This is a genomic window from Rhodoferax sp. MLSD5-FHT05B10 (assembly GCF_058793415.1).
Window position 1 is genome coordinate 223,501 of the sequence record NZ_JBXAFT010000001.1, and the last position, 14,860, is coordinate 238,360.

The 14,860-nt window shown below is 63.8% G+C and carries 18 protein-coding genes; 6 read left to right on the plus strand and 12 right to left on the minus strand.

The window, feature by feature from the left end; translation table 11 throughout:
• Positions 1-3 precede the first annotated feature (3 nt).
• Positions 4-645, minus strand: coding sequence for an endonuclease III (gene nth, locus AC1Q5W_RS01040; RefSeq protein ID WP_492645868.1), 642 nt, complete (start codon positions 643-645; stop codon positions 4-6).
• 75 nt (positions 646-720) lie between these two features.
• Here nth and AC1Q5W_RS01045 point away from each other — a divergent pair, with 75 nt between their 5' ends.
• A complete protein-coding gene (locus tag AC1Q5W_RS01045) occupies positions 721-1,917 on the plus strand; it encodes an aminotransferase-like domain-containing protein (RefSeq protein WP_492645869.1) in 1,197 nt (398 codons plus the stop codon).
• A gap of 29 nt (positions 1,918-1,946) precedes the next feature.
• Here AC1Q5W_RS01045 and AC1Q5W_RS01050 read toward each other — a convergent pair whose 3' ends face one another.
• On the minus strand, positions 1,947-2,987 hold the full coding sequence (locus tag AC1Q5W_RS01050) for a c-type cytochrome (protein ID WP_492645870.1): 1,041 nt from the start codon (positions 2,985-2,987) through the stop codon (positions 1,947-1,949).
• Between the two features lie 242 nt (positions 2,988-3,229).
• Positions 3,230-3,943, minus strand: coding sequence for a DNA alkylation repair protein (locus AC1Q5W_RS01055; RefSeq protein WP_492645871.1), 714 nt, complete (start codon positions 3,941-3,943; stop codon positions 3,230-3,232).
• 46 nt (positions 3,944-3,989) lie between these two features.
• Here AC1Q5W_RS01055 and AC1Q5W_RS01060 point away from each other — a divergent pair, with 46 nt between their 5' ends.
• Positions 3,990-5,150, plus strand: a complete 1,161-nt coding sequence (locus AC1Q5W_RS01060; RefSeq protein ID WP_492645872.1) for an NAD(P)/FAD-dependent oxidoreductase — start codon at positions 3,990-3,992, stop codon at positions 5,148-5,150.
• A 7-nt stretch (positions 5,151-5,157) separates the two neighbouring features.
• Here AC1Q5W_RS01060 and AC1Q5W_RS01065 read toward each other — a convergent pair whose 3' ends face one another.
• On the minus strand, positions 5,158-6,270 hold the full coding sequence (locus AC1Q5W_RS01065; protein ID WP_492704003.1) for a diguanylate cyclase: 1,113 nt from the start codon (positions 6,268-6,270) through the stop codon (positions 5,158-5,160).
• A gap of 239 nt (positions 6,271-6,509) precedes the next feature.
• On the opposite strand from AC1Q5W_RS01065, the gene AC1Q5W_RS01070 reads away from it, so the two are divergent.
• Complete coding sequence (locus AC1Q5W_RS01070; protein WP_492645874.1) at positions 6,510-7,202, plus strand: crotonase/enoyl-CoA hydratase family protein; 693 nt, start codon at positions 6,510-6,512, stop codon at positions 7,200-7,202.
• Positions 7,203-7,212: 10 nt separating this feature from the next.
• Here the strand turns inward: AC1Q5W_RS01070 and AC1Q5W_RS01075 are convergent, their stop codons facing one another.
• The gene (locus AC1Q5W_RS01075) at positions 7,213-7,638 is read right to left on the minus strand and encodes a DUF6691 family protein (protein WP_492645875.1); all 426 of its coding nucleotides are present in this window, start codon (positions 7,636-7,638) and stop codon (positions 7,213-7,215) included.
• A gap of 1 nt (position 7,639) precedes the next feature.
• Positions 7,640-8,110, minus strand: a complete 471-nt coding sequence (locus tag AC1Q5W_RS01080; RefSeq protein WP_492645876.1) for a YeeE/YedE family protein — start codon at positions 8,108-8,110, stop codon at positions 7,640-7,642.
• 103 nt (positions 8,111-8,213) lie between these two features.
• Here AC1Q5W_RS01080 and AC1Q5W_RS01085 point away from each other — a divergent pair, with 103 nt between their 5' ends.
• Together AC1Q5W_RS01085 and AC1Q5W_RS01090 are read left to right on the plus strand one after the other, a co-directional pair.
• On the plus strand, positions 8,214-8,999 hold the full coding sequence (locus AC1Q5W_RS01085; protein WP_492645877.1) for an enoyl-CoA hydratase: 786 nt from the start codon (positions 8,214-8,216) through the stop codon (positions 8,997-8,999).
• A 39-nt stretch (positions 9,000-9,038) separates the two neighbouring features.
• Positions 9,039-9,293: a hypothetical protein gene (locus AC1Q5W_RS01090; protein WP_492645878.1), complete on the plus strand. Its 255-nt coding sequence runs from the start codon at positions 9,039-9,041 to the stop codon at positions 9,291-9,293.
• A 31-nt stretch (positions 9,294-9,324) separates the two neighbouring features.
• Here the strand turns inward: AC1Q5W_RS01090 and AC1Q5W_RS01095 are convergent, their stop codons facing one another.
• From AC1Q5W_RS01095 to AC1Q5W_RS01120, 6 genes are all read right to left on the minus strand, one after another.
• Positions 9,325-9,474, minus strand: coding sequence for a lmo0937 family membrane protein (locus AC1Q5W_RS01095; RefSeq protein WP_492645879.1), 150 nt, complete (start codon positions 9,472-9,474; stop codon positions 9,325-9,327).
• 110 nt (positions 9,475-9,584) lie between these two features.
• Complete coding sequence (locus AC1Q5W_RS01100; protein ID WP_492645880.1) at positions 9,585-9,896, minus strand: BON domain-containing protein; 312 nt, start codon at positions 9,894-9,896, stop codon at positions 9,585-9,587.
• 290 nt (positions 9,897-10,186) lie between these two features.
• Positions 10,187-10,915 (minus strand): Crp/Fnr family transcriptional regulator, encoded by a 729-nt coding sequence (locus AC1Q5W_RS01105; RefSeq protein WP_492645881.1) that lies wholly within the window; start codon positions 10,913-10,915, stop codon positions 10,187-10,189.
• A gap of 23 nt (positions 10,916-10,938) precedes the next feature.
• Positions 10,939-11,763 (minus strand): response regulator, encoded by an 825-nt coding sequence (locus AC1Q5W_RS01110; protein ID WP_492645882.1) that lies wholly within the window; start codon positions 11,761-11,763, stop codon positions 10,939-10,941.
• Positions 11,760-13,454, minus strand: a complete 1,695-nt coding sequence (locus tag AC1Q5W_RS01115; protein WP_492645883.1) for a hybrid sensor histidine kinase/response regulator — start codon at positions 13,452-13,454, stop codon at positions 11,760-11,762. Before AC1Q5W_RS01115 ends, AC1Q5W_RS01110 begins: the two co-directional genes overlap by 4 nt.
• 147 nt (positions 13,455-13,601) lie before the next feature.
• Positions 13,602-14,273, minus strand: coding sequence for an OmpA family protein (locus AC1Q5W_RS01120; RefSeq protein ID WP_492645884.1), 672 nt, complete (start codon positions 14,271-14,273; stop codon positions 13,602-13,604).
• Positions 14,274-14,483: 210 nt separating this feature from the next.
• Between AC1Q5W_RS01120 and AC1Q5W_RS01125 the strand changes: the two genes are divergently transcribed.
• Complete coding sequence (locus AC1Q5W_RS01125) at positions 14,484-14,858, plus strand: translation initiation factor Sui1 (RefSeq protein ID WP_492645885.1); 375 nt, start codon at positions 14,484-14,486, stop codon at positions 14,856-14,858.
• Positions 14,859-14,860 lie beyond the last annotated feature (2 nt).

Below are 14,860 nucleotides of genomic sequence, written 5' to 3' on the forward strand. Positions count from 1 at the left end.
CGGTCAGCCCGGTGTAGGCGTCTTGGGGGTGTAGTCGCAGTACTGCGACACCGCGCACTGCCAGCACTGCGGCTTGCGTGCCTGGCACACGTAGCGGCCGTGCAGGATCAGCCAGTGGTGGGCGTGCAGCAGGTACTCGGCCGGTATGCGCTTGAGCAACTGCACCTCCACCTCATGGGGCGTCTTGCCTGGCCCCAGGCCGGTGCGGTTGGCCACGCGAAAGATGTGCGTGTCCACGGCCATGGTGGGTTCGCCAAAGGCCACGTTGAGCACCACGTTGGCGGTCTTGCGCCCCACACCGGGTAGGGCTTCGAGTTCGGCGCGTGTGCGCGGCACCTGCCCGCCGTGGCGTTCCACCAGGATGCGGCAGGTCTCCAGCAGATGCCGGGCCTTGCTGTGGTACAGGCCAATGGTCTTGATGTAGCTCTCCAGTCCTTCCAGACCCAGGTCCAGCATGGCCTGCGGCGTGTGGGCCACGGGAAACAGCTTGCGCGTGGCCTTGTTCACACCCACGTCGGTGGCCTGTGCGCTGAGCAGCACGGCGGTGAGCAGTTCGAACACGCTGGTGTATTCCAGCTCGGTTTCCGGCTCGGGGTTGGCTGCCTGTAGCGTGGCGAAGAAAGGGGCTATGTGGTCTTTTTTCATCAGAAGGGCATTGTCCCATTCAGGCGCTAACATCGTGCCATCTACCGCCAAAAACCAGATTGCAGACCCGTCACCATGTCACTTCCCTTTGCAGACCGCCTGAACAACGTAGAAACCTCCGCCATCCGCGAGCTCTTCAAGCTGCTGGGCAAGCCCGGCATCATCAGCTTTGCCGGCGGCTTCCCCGACAGCGCCATGTTTGACGTGGACGGCATCCGCGAAGCCGCCAACGCCGCACTGGCGCAGGAGCCCGGCGCCGCGCTGCAATACGGTGCCACCGAGGGTTACCAGCCGCTGCGCGAACAGCTGTCGGCCTTCATGGCCAGCAAGGGGACCAAGGATGTGGCGCCCGAGCAGCTGATCGTCACCACCGGCAGCCAGCAGGCGCTGGACCTGCTGGGCAAGACCATGGTCAGCCCCGGCGACAAGGTCATTGTCGAAGGCCCCACCTTTCTGGCCACCATCCAGTGCTTTCGCCTGTACGGCGCCGAGGTCATCAGCGCACCCATCGACGCCCACGGCGTGCAGACCGACAAGCTCGAGGCCCTGATCGCCGAGCACCGCCCGAAGTTCGTCTACCTGATCCCCACCTTTGGCAACCCCAGCGGTGCCATGCTCAGCGCCGAGCGACGCAAGCGGGTGCTGGAGCTGGCCGTGCAGTACCAGACCCTGGTGGTGGAAGACGACCCCTATGGCGACCTGTACTTCGGCGAAGCACCACCGCCCAGCTTGCTGGCCATGAGCCCCAGCGTGCCGGGCAGCCGTGCGCTGCTGGCGCATTGCGGCTCCCTGAGCAAGGTGCTCAGTCCCGGCCTGCGTGTGGGCTGGCTGATTGCTCCGCCCGAGTTGCTGGCCAAGGCCACCATGTGCAAGCAGTTCAGTGACGCCCATACCAGCACCTTTGCCCAGGCCACCGCGGCGCAGTACCTCAAGGCCGGTCGCATGCCCGCCACCTTGGCCCATGTGCGCACGGTGTACGCCGAGCGCGCGCAGGCCCTGTGCAACGCCCTGCGCAAGGAGCTGGGCGGCGCCATCGACTTTGTGCAGCCGCAGGGCGGCCTGTTTGTCTGGGCGCGCCTGACGGGGGCCGGCGGCAAGGTGCGCGACGGCGGCGAATTGGCCAAACGCGCCATTGAAAAAGGCGTGGCCTTTGTGCCGGGTGCGCCGTTCTACGCCAGCAACCCGGACCACGCCACCTTGCGCCTGAGCTTTGCAACGGCGGACGTGGCAAAGATCGAGGAAGGCATCGCACGCCTGGCGCAGGCACTCTAGCCTGCGATGCCCGCCCGCAAGGGCGGCGTCTACTTCGCCGAAGACTTCATCAGGGTGTCCTTCAGCGCCTTCATGTTGTCCTGCAATGGGCCGAACGGTCCATATTTATGCTGGTCGGCCGGCGCCCCGTCCACATAGGGTGGGAAAGCCGAATCCACAGGCTTGTTCCAGCGTCCGGGGAAATCGCGCTCCAGATGGGCCTTGACTGGTCGTGGATGGCTCAGGACAAAGGCCGCCACGTCGTAGGCCTCGTCGTCTGTTACCTGGGGTTGGCCGTACTGCGTGCCCTGCGGCATGTTGGTCTTGATGAAGGATGAGGCAAACAGCAGGCGGCTCATTCCGGCGCCGTTGTTGAACGAATCCTTGCCCCACAGCGGCGGGAAGGTGTAGCCCGTGGCGCTTCCCGGAGCACCGGCCCGCAGCCCCGCACCTTCGGCACCGTGGCAACTCGCGCATTTTTCCGCGTAGACCGTGCTGCCGGCAGCGGGGTCGGCGCGGCGATTCGGTGCCTTGAAGGGCGGAAGGCCCTGGCCTTCGACCTTGCCGCCCGTTGGCACGTCCCTGGACAGGAAATGCATGTAAGTGACAAAGGCTTTCATCTCGCGGCTGTCGAGCGGCAGTTTCTTGCCGGCCATGCTGCGTTCCATGCAGCCGTTGATGCGCTCCTCTACTGTGCTGACTTCGTCTTCCCGTGCCCGGTATTGGGGAAAGGTGGCATGCGCGCCGACCCATGGGATGGCAAATTTCTTGGTCGCCGAGGCCTGATGGCACGATGCACACGCCAGGTTGTTGCCCGCGAAGCGCATCTTGGTGTTCTTGACCTCCGGGCCAATGTATGCAAAGGTGCGGTCGGTCAGTTCCTTGCCGTAGCGAGCCAGCCGGCCGTAGTGGTCGTCGGGTAGTTTGGAGGTGTCGTAAGCCTCTGCGGGGCGAATGACAAACGCGCCAGTCGGTGCTGCAGTCTGCGTGGCAGACACGGACGCAGAGGCAGCCGCGGCGGGCGCTGAGCCCTGTGCATGCAGGGCGCCTGTGGCACAGAGTGTGCCCAGGGTAATCAGGTGTTTCAGCATACAAATTTCTCCCCGTGGATTCGCACAACGGTTTTCACTGTAAATCTGGCGGAATGCCACAGCATGATTTTTCGCAAGGATGCTGCGCCCGCATCGGGTAGGGCGGGTTCGGATTGGGGTAGCCTAGGCCCCCTGAATGCAAGGGCCCCACATGAAGAAAATCAACGTCACCATCCGGCTGGACATGGTCGAAAGCGAAGACGTGATCTACGCATTCGCAGCGTAGTCTGCGGACCTGACGCTCAGGCCGGCCGGGGGCGGCCCGACCGTTTGCGTAGGCGTTCCTGCACCGCCTCGCTCTCCAGTTCCCGCAGCGCGTCTGCCGCAATCCAGCGCGCCGGCTGCGTGCCCTGCTGCCGGATGCGCAGGGCCGCCTCCCGCGCGGCCGCGTTCAGCGCCCCATTGCGCTTGCCGATGTTGCGCAGCGCCCAGTTCACGGCCTTTTTCACGAAGTTGCGCCCATCGGCGGCGGCGCTCTCCACCAGGGGCAGCGCGGCGATGAACTGCGCGTCGGGTGCCTGCTTGTCGTGAACCGCCAGGGTGGCCAGCAGGGCAAAGGCGGCGCGGCGCACAAACTCTTCCTCGTGCGCGGACCACGCCGCTACCTTGTTCCACGCCAGGGGTGAGGCCAAAAAGGCGCTACCGCAGACCTGGTCGCACACGTCCCAGGATGCAAAGCCCCGGGCCCAGGCATCCATCTGGCGTGAGGTCAGCCGTGCGGGGTCGGCCAGCAGGCCGGCCACGATGCGGGCTTCGGGAATGGTGGTGTCCCACAGCGCCAGGGCTAGATCGTGGTCGCGCCCCAGGGTGCGGGCAATGCGGCGCATGACGGGCATGGACAGGCCCAGGCGGTTGTCGCCCACGATGCCAAAACGGGCCATGCTCGCCAGTTCCTCGGGGCGGGCGTTTTGCTGCAGCAGGGCCATGGCGTCGGCCAGACGGGTGGTGTGGGGCATGGTGGCGGCGTGCGTAAACTAGGGCGTCTGCTCGGAGGACCACACTATGCCGCAAACGTCTCGCGCTCCCGTATCTGTCGACTTTCTGGTTGTGGGTGCTGGCATTGCCGGAGCGTCGGTCGCCTACTGGCTGGCCCCGCATGGCCGGGTGCTGGTGCTGGAGCGCGAGTCGCAGCCGGGCTACCACTCCACGGGGCGGTCGGCTGCGCTGTTCATGGCCAGCTATGGCGGCCCGCAGGTGCGGGCGCTGTCGCTGGCCAGTCTGCCGTTCTACAGCAAGCCGCCCGCGGGGTTTTCCGAGCACCCCCTGATCAGCCCGCGCGGGGCCATGATGGTGGCTACGCCGCAGCAGATGGATGCGCTGGACGCCCACTGGCAGGTGCTCAGCCCGTTATCCCCCATGGCCCGGCGCCTGACAGGCGCGCAGGCCTGTGCGATGGTGCCCGTGCTGCGCCCGGAGACGACGGCCGGCGCCACCTACGAGCCCGATGCCGCCGACATGGACGTGCACGCCATCCACCAGGGATTTCTCAAAGGCCTGCGCCACCATGGTGGCACGCTGGCCTGCGATGCCGGGGTTGCGGCCCTGCACCACGACGGCGCGCAGTGGCAGGTGCAGACCACCGACGGTCGCGCCTGGCGTGCCCGCGTGGTGGTCAACGCCGCCGGTGCCTGGGCGGACGAACTGGGCCAGCTGGCCGGCGCCATGCCGATCGGCCTGCAGCCCTGCCGGCGCTCGGCCTTTGTGTTTGCGCCGCCCCCCGGGGTTGCGGTCGCACAGTGGCCCATGACCTACAGCGCCGGGGAGGACTGGTACATCAAGCCCGATGCCGGCATGCTGCTGGGGTCTCCCGCCAACGCCGACCCGGTGCCGCCCCACGATGTGCAGCCCGAGGAGATGGACATTGCCCTGGCCATGCACCGCATCGGCGAGATGACCACGCTGGCCATGCGGCGCCCGCAGCGCACCTGGGCCGGTCTGCGCTCCTTTGTGGCCGATGGCGGACTGGTGGGCGGGCCGGACCCGCAAGTCCCCGGTTTTGTGTGGGTGGCCGCGCAGGGCGGCTATGGCATACAGACGGCGCCGGCCATGGGTGAGGCGTGTGCCGCACTGGCGCGCGGCCTGCCGCTGCCGGCCCACATTGCCGCCCTGGGCCTCACGCCGGAGATGCTGGGGCCGCAGCGGCTGCAGCGCCCGGCAGGCTAGCGGGGCCTTACCCCATCTCCACTCGGTTGCGTCCAGACTCCTTGGCGCGGTACAGCGCCTGGTCGGCCCGGTCGATGGTGGCGTTGAAGCATTCATCGGGCACGAACTGGGCAACACCCGCCGAAAAGGTGAGCCGCAGTGCGGGGCTGATGTCGCTGAGGTTTTCGCGTTCCATCCGGTTGCGCATGCGGCCCACCGCCTGGTTGGCGGCGTCCAGATCGGCATCGGGCATGAGCAGCAGGAACTCCTCGCCACCCCAGCGGGCCAGCGCATCGGAGGCGCGCATCTCGTCTTCCAGCACGACCGTGAACCGCTGGAGCACGGTGTCGCCGACGCCATGGCCGTGTTCGTCGTTGATGCGCTTGAACCAGTCGATGTCGATGAGCGCCAGCGACACGGCCTGCGCACCGCGGTCGACGCGTGACTGCTCGTGTGCCAGCACCTCCACCATGGCGCGGCGGTTGAGCAGGCCGGTGAGGGCGTCGCGCGTGGCCAGCTCGCGGTTCAATGCGAGTGCGGTCTTCAGTTCCTTCTTTTGCGCGGCCAGCTTGGCCCGCAGGCGGCTCACGGTAATGGCCAGGCTGGACGTTGCCAGCATGACGACGGCGGCGAACACAAAGTGGATCAGCTCGACGCGCGGATCGTATTGGGCGCTGGTTGCCGCCCGCCAGGCCATGGCCAGGGCCAGCATGAGAAAGCCGGCAAGGCTCAGGCGGCGCGCAACGTGGGGTTTCAGGTCGAACACGCCGAAGAGGATGACCAGAATCATGAGTGACAGCACAGCCCCGCGCGCGGGGCCGCTGATGGCGTAGGACCAGGTGAGGGCGGCCATGGCAAACAGCATTTGCGGCAGCGTCAGGCTGGGGTCCGCAGCAAAGCGCCGGCTCCAGCCGCTGCGCACCAGCACAAAGAATATGCAGGCGCCCGGCAGGGTGACCAGCGTGAGCTGGTTGGACGCCGCCTGTGGCATCAGCCCGAGGTAAACCTCACCCTGCTGTATCAGAGCCAGCAGCAGGTAGCTCACCAACGCCACCGCCGCAGGCGCATAGCGCGCCCGCATGGGGCCGCTGGGGCCTGCGATCAGTGTGGCAAGCCGTTGCGGCAAGCTGGTGTGTGGCATTGTTGAACAGGGCATGCGGTTGCGCTATCAAATTGATAGCTACTGGCGCAGTAAACAAAAGCTTTGCAGCGGCATTTTATGCCGGTATTGCCCGGCTGTGGTCAGGTCGAACCCGCATGGGCTGCGGGCTTCGGATGGGGGCGGGCCGGCACGGGCCGCCGAATTGACCAGGGTCAACGACGTGCCGCCCGGACGGCACACGCTAGACTGCTGCTTTTGCAATTTACGGAAGATTGATCATGAGTGAACTGGTTGTGTACAGCTTGCAGGACGGTGTGGCGACACTGACCTTGACCAATGGCAAGGTGAATGCCGTATCCCCCGAACTGATTGCCAGCTTCAACCGGGCGCTGGACCAGGCCGAGCAGGCTGGTGCGGTGGTGATCGTCACCGGCCAGCCCGGCATCCTGAGCGGCGGCTACGACCTCAAGGTCATGCTGTCGGGGCCGCAAAACGCCCTGGACCTGGTGGCTGCGGGTTCCACGCTGGCGCGGCGCATGCTGGCGCATCCGCAGCCCGTCATCGTGGCGTGCCCGGGCCACGCCGTGGCCAAGGGGGCCTTTCTGCTGCTGTCGGCCGACTACCGCATCGGGGTGGAGGGCGCGTTCAACATCGGCCTCAACGAGGTGAAGATCGGCATGACCATGCACCACGTGGGCATTGCCCTGGCGCGGGACCGCCTGACGCCGCCGGCCTTCCAGCGCGCCGTCATCAACGCCGAGATGTTCAACCCTCAGGGCGCGCTGGACGCCGGCTTCCTGGACCGGGTGGTGCCGGCCGAGCAATTGCTGGCGGCGGCGGGCGAAATGGCCCAGCAACTCAAGGGCCTCAACATGACCGCCCACAAGAACACCAAACGCAAGGCGCGCAAGGGCCTGCTGGACGCGCTGGACGCCGCGATCGAGGTGGATAAATTGGTGGGCCTGAACTAAGGCCCTGTCTTCACGCCGCGCGGGTCTGGCGATCCTTGAGCCAGCCCTGCGCGTAGGCGCCCAGCGCAATGCCGGCCAGCGCCACCAGCAGCGACCAGTTGCCCGTGCCCAGGCCGGCAATGGCCGGGCCCGGGCATACCCCGCAGATCCCCCAACCGACGCCGAAAATGGCCGCACCCAGCACCGTGTCGCGGTCCAGCGTGGAGGGGCGCACCGAGAAGTGGTCGCCCAGCAGCGGGCGGCCCAGCAGGCGGGGGGCCAGCTGGTACACCAGCACGGTCACGCACACGGCGCCGCCCATCACCAGCATCAGGCCCCAGTCCTGAAAACGCAGGAAGCTCAGCACCACTTCGGGCGACACCATGGTGGAGACCGCCAAGCCCAGCCCGAACAGCATGCCACTGGCCAGCACGGCGAGAAATTTTGCGAACGACATATCAGCGGCCTCCCAGAAACAGCACCACGTTGGCGGTGACAAAGCCCGTGGCCATGAAGGTCAGCACCGCTACCAGCGACGGCAGCTGCAGTGAGCCCAAGCCGCAGATGCCGTGGCCCGAGGTGCAGCCGTTGCCCAGCCGGGCCCCAAAGCCCACCAGCAGGCCGCCCAGGCCCAACTGCCACAGCGGCACGCCGGTTTTCAGACCTCCTGCGGGGCCTTGCACGGCCCACCAGAGGGCGGCTCCGGCGATCAGGCCCAGTGCGAAGACAAGACGCCAGACCCGTGTATCCACAAAGCGGCCCTGCTGAAAAAACGGCCGCTTCGATACATACGACCAGGTGCTGCTGAAGACGGTGCTCATGCCGCCCACCCAGCCGGTCAGGACGAACAGCAGGCTCACTCCGATTCCGATCAACAGGCCCCCGGCCAGGTAATGCCCCCAGCCCAGGGGGAAAAGCGACAACGTCATGCAGGCTCCTGTGTTTTGCGCAAAAGGCGCAAGCATAGCGCCAGACGCCGCGGGCTGCAGGGCGCGCGCCGGTAAGATGGGGTGTCACACCTCAGGAGCGCCCATGAGCCCAAGCACCGAAGCTCTCGTCCTTTCCTCTCGCGATGCACGTGGCGTCGTCACCCTCACGCTCAACCGGCCGGATGCGTTCAACGCCCTGTCGGAGGCCATGCTCACCTCGCTGCAGATCGCGCTGGACGCCATTGCCACCGACAACACGGTGCGCGTGGTGGTTCTGGCCGCTGCGGGCAAGGCCTTCTGTGCCGGCCATGACCTGAAGGAAATGCGGGCAGCGCCCTCGCAGGACTACTACCTGAACCTGTTTGCGCAGTGCGGGCGCGTCATGCTTTCCATCCAGCGCCTGGCGGTGCCGGTGGTGGCGCGGGTGCAGGGCATTGCCACGGCGGCGGGCTGCCAGCTGGTGGCCATGTGCGACCTGGCGGTTGCCGTCAGCACGGCCCGGTTCGCGGTGAGCGGAGTCAACCTGGGCCTGTTCTGTTCCACGCCCAGCGTGGCCCTGTCGCGCAACCTGGGGCGCAAGGCGGCGTTTGAAATGCTGGTGACGGGGGAGTTCATCGACGCCGAGCAGGCCCAGAGGCAGGGCCTGGTCAACCGGGTGGCCAAGCCCGCCCTGCTGGACCTGGAGGTTGCCCGCCTGGTCGATAGCATCCTGTCCAAGCCCCGCGTGGCGTTGGCCATGGGCAAGGCTTTGTTCTACCGCCAGCTCGAAGAGGGTATCGAGGCGGCCTACCAGGACGCGGCGCAGACCATGGCCTGCAACATGATGGACGACGCGGCCCTGGAGGGGGTGCAGGCGTTCATCGACAAGCGCCCACCCCGCTGGGACTGACGGCTATGCTTGCGGCTTTGCAATCTGGGCTGTACTGCCATGGCTGAACGCACCATTACCACCGATACCTACAAACTGTTTCCCTCGCCGCGCAACGCGCACCGCGAGATCTTTGCGCACGAGGTGTTCGTTCCCTATCCCTACGCGCTGATTGACTTGCCGAGCTTCTACCTGCAGGGGAAATACAGCCTGTTTGCGGCCTGCCGGCTGGCGGACAACAAGATGGGGCAACTGGTGAGCTTCGAATTGGAGGCCGACCGGAATAAATTTACGGCGGGCTTTGTGCCGGACTGAGTCAGAACCTGACGCCAGTGCGGCATGCGGTCTAGAACGGACTGTTGCCGTTAATTACCCGCAGCAGCACCACGATGACGGCGATCACCAGCAGTACGTGGACAAAACCGCCCATGGTATAGGAGGTGACCAAGCCGAGGAGCCACAAGACGATAAGAATGACGGCGATGGTATAGAGCATATTTGACCTTTCAATGAGGGACCAGTGATCACTGGACCTGGTTGCCGCTGGCGGCGCCCATAGCGGCGCCGCCAACGGTTCCCACGGTGCTGTCACCGGTGAGTGACCGGTTATTTCAGACGCATGTCGTTCTTGACGGACGTCACGCCGCTAACGGCTTGTGCGGTCGCCACGGCCATGTCGATGTTGGCTTGGGAGCTCAGGAATCCGCTCAGCTGCACGCGACCCTTGAATGTTTCCACGTTGATCTCGGCTGACTTCAGCGTTGGTTCGTTGAAGATCGCAGCTTTGACCTTGGCGGTAATGGCGCTGTCGTCAACGTATTGGCCCGTGCTTTCCTGCCTGGATGTTGAGGCACAGCCCACAATGGTCGTCAGGGCACAGGCTGCAAGCAGTACGGAAATGAGTTTGGTGTGTTTCATGTTTGTCGTTCCTTTGGTTGATTGGAGCCTGTAGGTTATCCCCGGACGAGGCGCCCGTCTGTGCGCAAGCGCACACAGAACTTGTTCGGTTGTCATACAGATCGCCCCAGTATTTCGTGCAGTTGGCTTCTGAAAACGACCGCAGCGAAAAAGCGCGATGCCGCCTGCGCCGTAGCCAAGGAAAATGCGCAGCACCGGCGGGTGACACCATGGTCGGTTGCATCAAGGAAGCAAAGCTGCCTACGGTCAACTCTAGATGGACGCGCAAGGCCCCATGTGGGGCTTTGCGATCAGGTTTGCGGGGGTTGCTGGATATCGGCCAGCAAGCGGCTGAATTCCTTCTTGACGACACCGTAGCATTCGCAGGCACGTTTCTCCAGGCCGGAGCGATTCAGCACCGCAATGTGGCCACGGCGGTAGCGGATATAGCCTGCTTGCTGCAGTTTGCCGGCCGCTTCGGTAATGCCTTCGCGGCGCACGCCGAGCATGCTGGCTACCAGTTCCTGCGTCATCACCAGTTCACCCGATGGGATACGGTCCAGCGTGACCAGCAACCAGCGAGACAGTTGCTGCTCCACCATGTGGTGGCGGTTGCAGACCGCCGTCTGGGCCATTTGTGTCATCAGGGCCTGCGTGTAGCGGAGCAACAGCCGTTGCAGCAGCCCGGAGCGGTCAAACTCCTGCTTCAAAATATGGCGGTCCAGCCGGTAGGCATGGCCGGCGGTTTGCACCACGGCGGCGCTGGGAGTGGTGTCTCCTCCCAGGAAGAGCGACACGCCCACCAGGCCCTCGCAGCCCACACCCGCAATTTCGGACGATGCGCCGGTGTCGACGACATAGTGCAGCGACACGATGGATGTGGTGGGGAAGTAAGCATGCCGCAGCGGGCCACCGGTTTCGTAGAGCATTTCACCCAAGGGCAGGGAGACCAGCTCCAGATGCGGAGTCAGGCGTTGCAACTCCTGCACCGACAAGGCTGCGAGAAGGCGATTCTGGCTGGGGCTGTGGGGTATGGGCATCGTTGAGTTTTGGAGCGACTGCGCTACTTCCTGGCGATGAGTTCCACGCCGATGCCACGGTAGCCGATGAATCGACCGGACCGGCTGAACATGGGTTCACCGCTCACCCGAAACTCCTGCCGGGATCCATCGGCGTTGACGCGACTGAAGACGAAATCCAGAAAGGGCTGCCGGGCTGCAATACGCGTTTGGAGCACCTTGCGCTCGGCCTCGTTCCAACCGGCGCCCTCAATGCCTGACAGGTCGTCCGCCGTGGTGTCGGAACGGATGCCCAGCATCTCCAGAACAGGGCCGGAAACCTGGGTGAAGTTGCCCGCTTCGTCTTGTTCCCAATACCAGTCGGAAGCCAGTTCTGTCAGGCTACGGTAGCGGGCTTCACTCTCACGCAATTCGGCGGTTCGCTCCTGCACTGTTTGTTCCAGTACCTGATTGGACTTTTCCAGTGCCTGGTAGAGCAGGCGTACTTCCAGCATGTTGCGGATGCGCGTTTTGGTTTCGAGCATGTCAAATGGCTTGCTCACGAAGTCTCTTGCACCAGCCTGCAAGGCATGGAGTTTGTGACCGGGCTCGGCCGTGATGACCAGAATGGGAAGATAGTCCTGCGGATAGCGGACCTTGAGCGCCTGCATGACCTCAAAGCCATCCATGCCGGGCATTTTGAGGTCCAGCAAGATCAGATCGTAGTGGTTCTCGCCATACAGCGCACAGACTTCACACGGGTTGGTGGTGGACGTAACCCGGGTGTAGCCCTCATGTTTGAGCATCTGCTCCAGCAATTCAACGTTGACGGGCTGGTCATCCACCACCAGGATGCGGGAGTTGCGGATGTCGGTTTCTGAAATAGTCATAGGAGTGTCTTCTGGGCTGACCGGCTTGCCCGTGTTTGTGCAAAGATCAACGCCACGTCCAGCGCGTCCATGAACTGGCGGACCTTGATGGGCTTGGTGATGTAGTTGAAGAAGCCTGCCTCGATGCCTCTTTCAATGTCACGCGGCACCGCATTGGCGCTCAGTGCAATGATGGGAATGTGTGCGGTCAGGGGATCAGCGTGCAAAATTTTCATGGCCTCAATGCCACTGATACCGGGCAGGTTGATGTCCATGAGAATAACTTCCGGCAGGTGGGTGCGGGCGTATTCGATGCCCAGATGCCCATCGGCCGCCGTCAACAGGCGCAGGTCCGGGCGGCGCGCAATGAGCTGCTCAACCAATTCCAGATTGGCGGGGTTGTCTTCGACATACAGCAGGGTGTGCAGCAGACCGCCATCCGGCGCAGACGGACGCGCTAGCGGGTTGTATTCTGGGTGTGACTCCTCCAGTTCAGGAGCAGTTGTTAGGTCAAATTCGACCCAAAACACGCTGCCCACGCCCACCGTGCTGTCTGCGCCAATGGCGCCCCCCATGAGATCAACCAGCCGTTTGGTTACCACCAAGCCAATGCCGGTGCCTTCTTCCGCGCCGGACTCCTTGCCCAGGCGATTGAATGGCTGGAAGAGTTGCTCCAGCTGTTCGGGTGCGAGTCCCATGCCAGTGTCGCACACACTGATGCGTATGGCGTGTGGAGGCTTCACGGTGTATTCCACGGCGACCATGCCATGGGGCCGGTTGTACTTGATGGCGTTGAACAGCAGGTTGATGAGAACCTGTTTGATTCGGGTGCGATCGGTTTTGACGAAGTGGGGGGCATGAAACCGGGGAAACGTCATGCCGATGTCGCGCTTGTGGGCTTGCGGCTCAATCATGGCCCGGCATTCGAGCATGACCTCGGCCAGGGAGACCGGCTCCTTGGAAAGGGTCAGGCGGCCGGATTCGATCAATGCCAGATCAAGGACTTCGTTGATCAGTTCCAGCAGGTACCAGCCGGCCTTGAGAATCTGGTCGATGTTGCGTTTTTGGGTCGGCGTCGGCGCGGGCGTGCCCGTTTCCACGAGCTGGGCAAAACCCAGAATCGCGTTGAGTGGTGTGCGCAGTTCATGGCTCATGCTCGACAGAAAGTCGGACTTGGCGCGGTTGGCCTTGTCGGCCGCCGCCATGGCCTGGTTGAGCTCCAGCTCCACCCGCTTGCGCGCCGAGTTATCGGTGCCAATCAGCAGGTAGCCAATGATGCTGCCATAGTCATCGCGCAGGGCGGTGATGGAAATGATGGCCGGGAACCGGCTGCCGTCCTTGCAGATGTAGGTCAGCTCGTAGATGTCTTCAATGCCGCGTGAGGCTTTGAAAGCCAATGCTTCAAAGCCCGGCGCAATGGTGGTTCCGAGCTCTGCGCTCAAGGCTTCGGCCCGCGCCATCACTTCCTGAGGGTCGTGGATATCACTCGGACGGATGTTGTTGACGACGTCGGCTGCGCTGTAACCCAGCATGCGTTCGGCGCCGACATTGAACAACTGGATGATGCCTTTTTCGTCCGTGGCAATCAGCGAGAAATTGGGGCTCGTGATGATGGCGTTCTGCAAGGCGCCGGCTTTCAGCAAGGCATTTTGGCTTCCCATGTCACTGGCGTTGAGCGCAGTGTCAGCGAACGTGTTTCCGGCTTCGGACATGGCGGGTTTTTCCTCTAAAGGATGCAAGAAGATTCAGGAGGGGGCCGGGCGCCACCACGGGAAAGGGCCGACCATAGCACCTATTGCGTCGGCCGATTTTGTTCCGGTTACTGCAGCGGCTGTGTGAGCCGCTGGGCTCACTTTGGGTTACTGCGCTACCGCTTTGCTGCCGGTCATTTCAATATCCACGCGGCGGTCTGGCTGCAAACAGGCAATCAGCTTGGCAGTCTTTGCACCGCGGCAGTCGCCCGGCTTGGTGACGGGCTGTGTTTCGCCCTTACCCTGCGCGTCAATGCGATCGGCTTGGACTTTTTTACTCACCAGGTAGTCTTTCACGGCTTGGGCACGACGTTCCGAGAGCTTCTGGTTGTAGGCGCTGCTACCCAGGCGGTCGGTATGGCCGGTTGCCACAATCGTGTCATAGCTTGCGCCGCGGACCTTTTGCACCAGGCCGTCGAGCATCACTTGGCCATCGGGGTTCAATACGGACTTGCCAAAGCCAAACAGCGCATCGCCCGAGAAGCTGATTTTTTGTGGCGATGCCGCTACGGGAACGGTAACTGGCACCGGCGCGGGTGTGGACGTTGCCGCGGCGACGACCGGTGCCTTTTCCAGGGTGGGGTCGCACGGTGCCATGGCACGCGCCGGAGTCCAGTCGCTGGTGCGCCAGCACAGGCCGGTTCCGCTCGTGACGAAGCCACTGGCATTGTCCTGCAGGTAGCCCTGGTTTTTTGTGTCTGGCGTCTGCGCCATGGCTGCCATGGGCAAGAGCGTGGTCGCTGCAAAAGCGGTAAGGAGTAGTCCCTGAATCGTTTTCATTGTGTGTGTGTCCTGTAAGAGAGTTGAAGCGAGAAAATTCCCGATGTGTTGAGAATAGGATTTCGTTCACGTACAGTCTGTTCGCTGGCGCACCTAGCGCCGTTGCGGGCGAATGGTGTGGGTTGATTTTTTGCTATCGTATTTATAGCTGTATGCGCAATGAATACGACGCTTGTGGCCTGATTTTGTGCTTTTTTAAGTGGTTGTGTGATGAAAAATAAGTTGTCGGGGCTGGCTGCCCTGGGCGGGCTGGTGTATTCCACCGAGGCCGGGCGTATGTGCCCTGATTGCCGCCTGCCCGTGGCGCAGTGCACCTGTAAGCAGGCAAAACCGGTGCCGGCGGGGGATGGCGTTGTGCGGGTCTCGCGCGAAACCAAGGGCCGCGGTGGCAAGGCGGTGACGCTGGTCAAGGGCGTGGCGCTGGATGCCGATGCGCTGGCCGCGCTGGGCAAGCAGCTCAAGGCCGCCTGTGGCAGTGGCGGTACCGTGAAAGACGGCGTGATCGAAGTGCAAGGCGACCATTGCGACCGGGCGATCGAACTGCTCAAGGCGCAGGGCCACACCGTCAAACGGGCTGGCGGCTGAAG

Bases quoted from the DNA above. Each gene is read 5' to 3' on its own strand.
- AC1Q5W_RS01120 (WP_492645884.1), bottom strand. From the start codon at position 14,273: ATGAAAACGATTCAGGGACTACTCCTTACCGCTTTTGCAGCGACCACG.
- AC1Q5W_RS01070 (WP_492645874.1), top strand. From the start codon at position 6,510: ATGAGTGAACTGGTTGTGTACAGCTTGCAGGACGGTGTGGCGACACTG.
- AC1Q5W_RS01075 (WP_492645875.1), bottom strand. From the start codon at position 7,638: ATGTCGTTCGCAAAATTTCTCGCCGTGCTGGCCAGTGGCATGCTGTTC.
- AC1Q5W_RS01050 (WP_492645870.1), bottom strand. From the start codon at position 2,987: ATGCTGAAACACCTGATTACCCTGGGCACACTCTGTGCCACAGGCGCC.
- AC1Q5W_RS01055 (WP_492645871.1), bottom strand. From the start codon at position 3,943: ATGCCCCACACCACCCGTCTGGCCGACGCCATGGCCCTGCTGCAGCAA.
- AC1Q5W_RS01080 (WP_492645876.1), bottom strand. From the start codon at position 8,110: ATGACGTTGTCGCTTTTCCCCCTGGGCTGGGGGCATTACCTGGCCGGG.
- AC1Q5W_RS01125 (WP_492645885.1), top strand. From the start codon at position 14,484: ATGAAAAATAAGTTGTCGGGGCTGGCTGCCCTGGGCGGGCTGGTGTAT.
- AC1Q5W_RS01085 (WP_492645877.1), top strand. From the start codon at position 8,214: ATGAGCCCAAGCACCGAAGCTCTCGTCCTTTCCTCTCGCGATGCACGT.
- AC1Q5W_RS01045 (WP_492645869.1), top strand. From the start codon at position 721: ATGTCACTTCCCTTTGCAGACCGCCTGAACAACGTAGAAACCTCCGCC.
- AC1Q5W_RS01100 (WP_492645880.1), bottom strand. From the start codon at position 9,896: ATGAAACACACCAAACTCATTTCCGTACTGCTTGCAGCCTGTGCCCTG.
- AC1Q5W_RS01090 (WP_492645878.1), top strand. From the start codon at position 9,039: ATGGCTGAACGCACCATTACCACCGATACCTACAAACTGTTTCCCTCG.
- AC1Q5W_RS01115 (WP_492645883.1), bottom strand. From the start codon at position 13,454: ATGTCCGAAGCCGGAAACACGTTCGCTGACACTGCGCTCAACGCCAGT.
- AC1Q5W_RS01060 (WP_492645872.1), top strand. From the start codon at position 3,990: ATGCCGCAAACGTCTCGCGCTCCCGTATCTGTCGACTTTCTGGTTGTG.
- AC1Q5W_RS01095 (WP_492645879.1), bottom strand. From the start codon at position 9,474: ATGCTCTATACCATCGCCGTCATTCTTATCGTCTTGTGGCTCCTCGGC.
- nth (WP_492645868.1), bottom strand. From the start codon at position 645: ATGAAAAAAGACCACATAGCCCCTTTCTTCGCCACGCTACAGGCAGCC.
- AC1Q5W_RS01065 (WP_492704003.1), bottom strand. From the start codon at position 6,270: ATGCCACACACCAGCTTGCCGCAACGGCTTGCCACACTGATCGCAGGC.
- AC1Q5W_RS01110 (WP_492645882.1), bottom strand. From the start codon at position 11,763: ATGACTATTTCAGAAACCGACATCCGCAACTCCCGCATCCTGGTGGTG.
- AC1Q5W_RS01105 (WP_492645881.1), bottom strand. From the start codon at position 10,915: ATGCCCATACCCCACAGCCCCAGCCAGAATCGCCTTCTCGCAGCCTTG.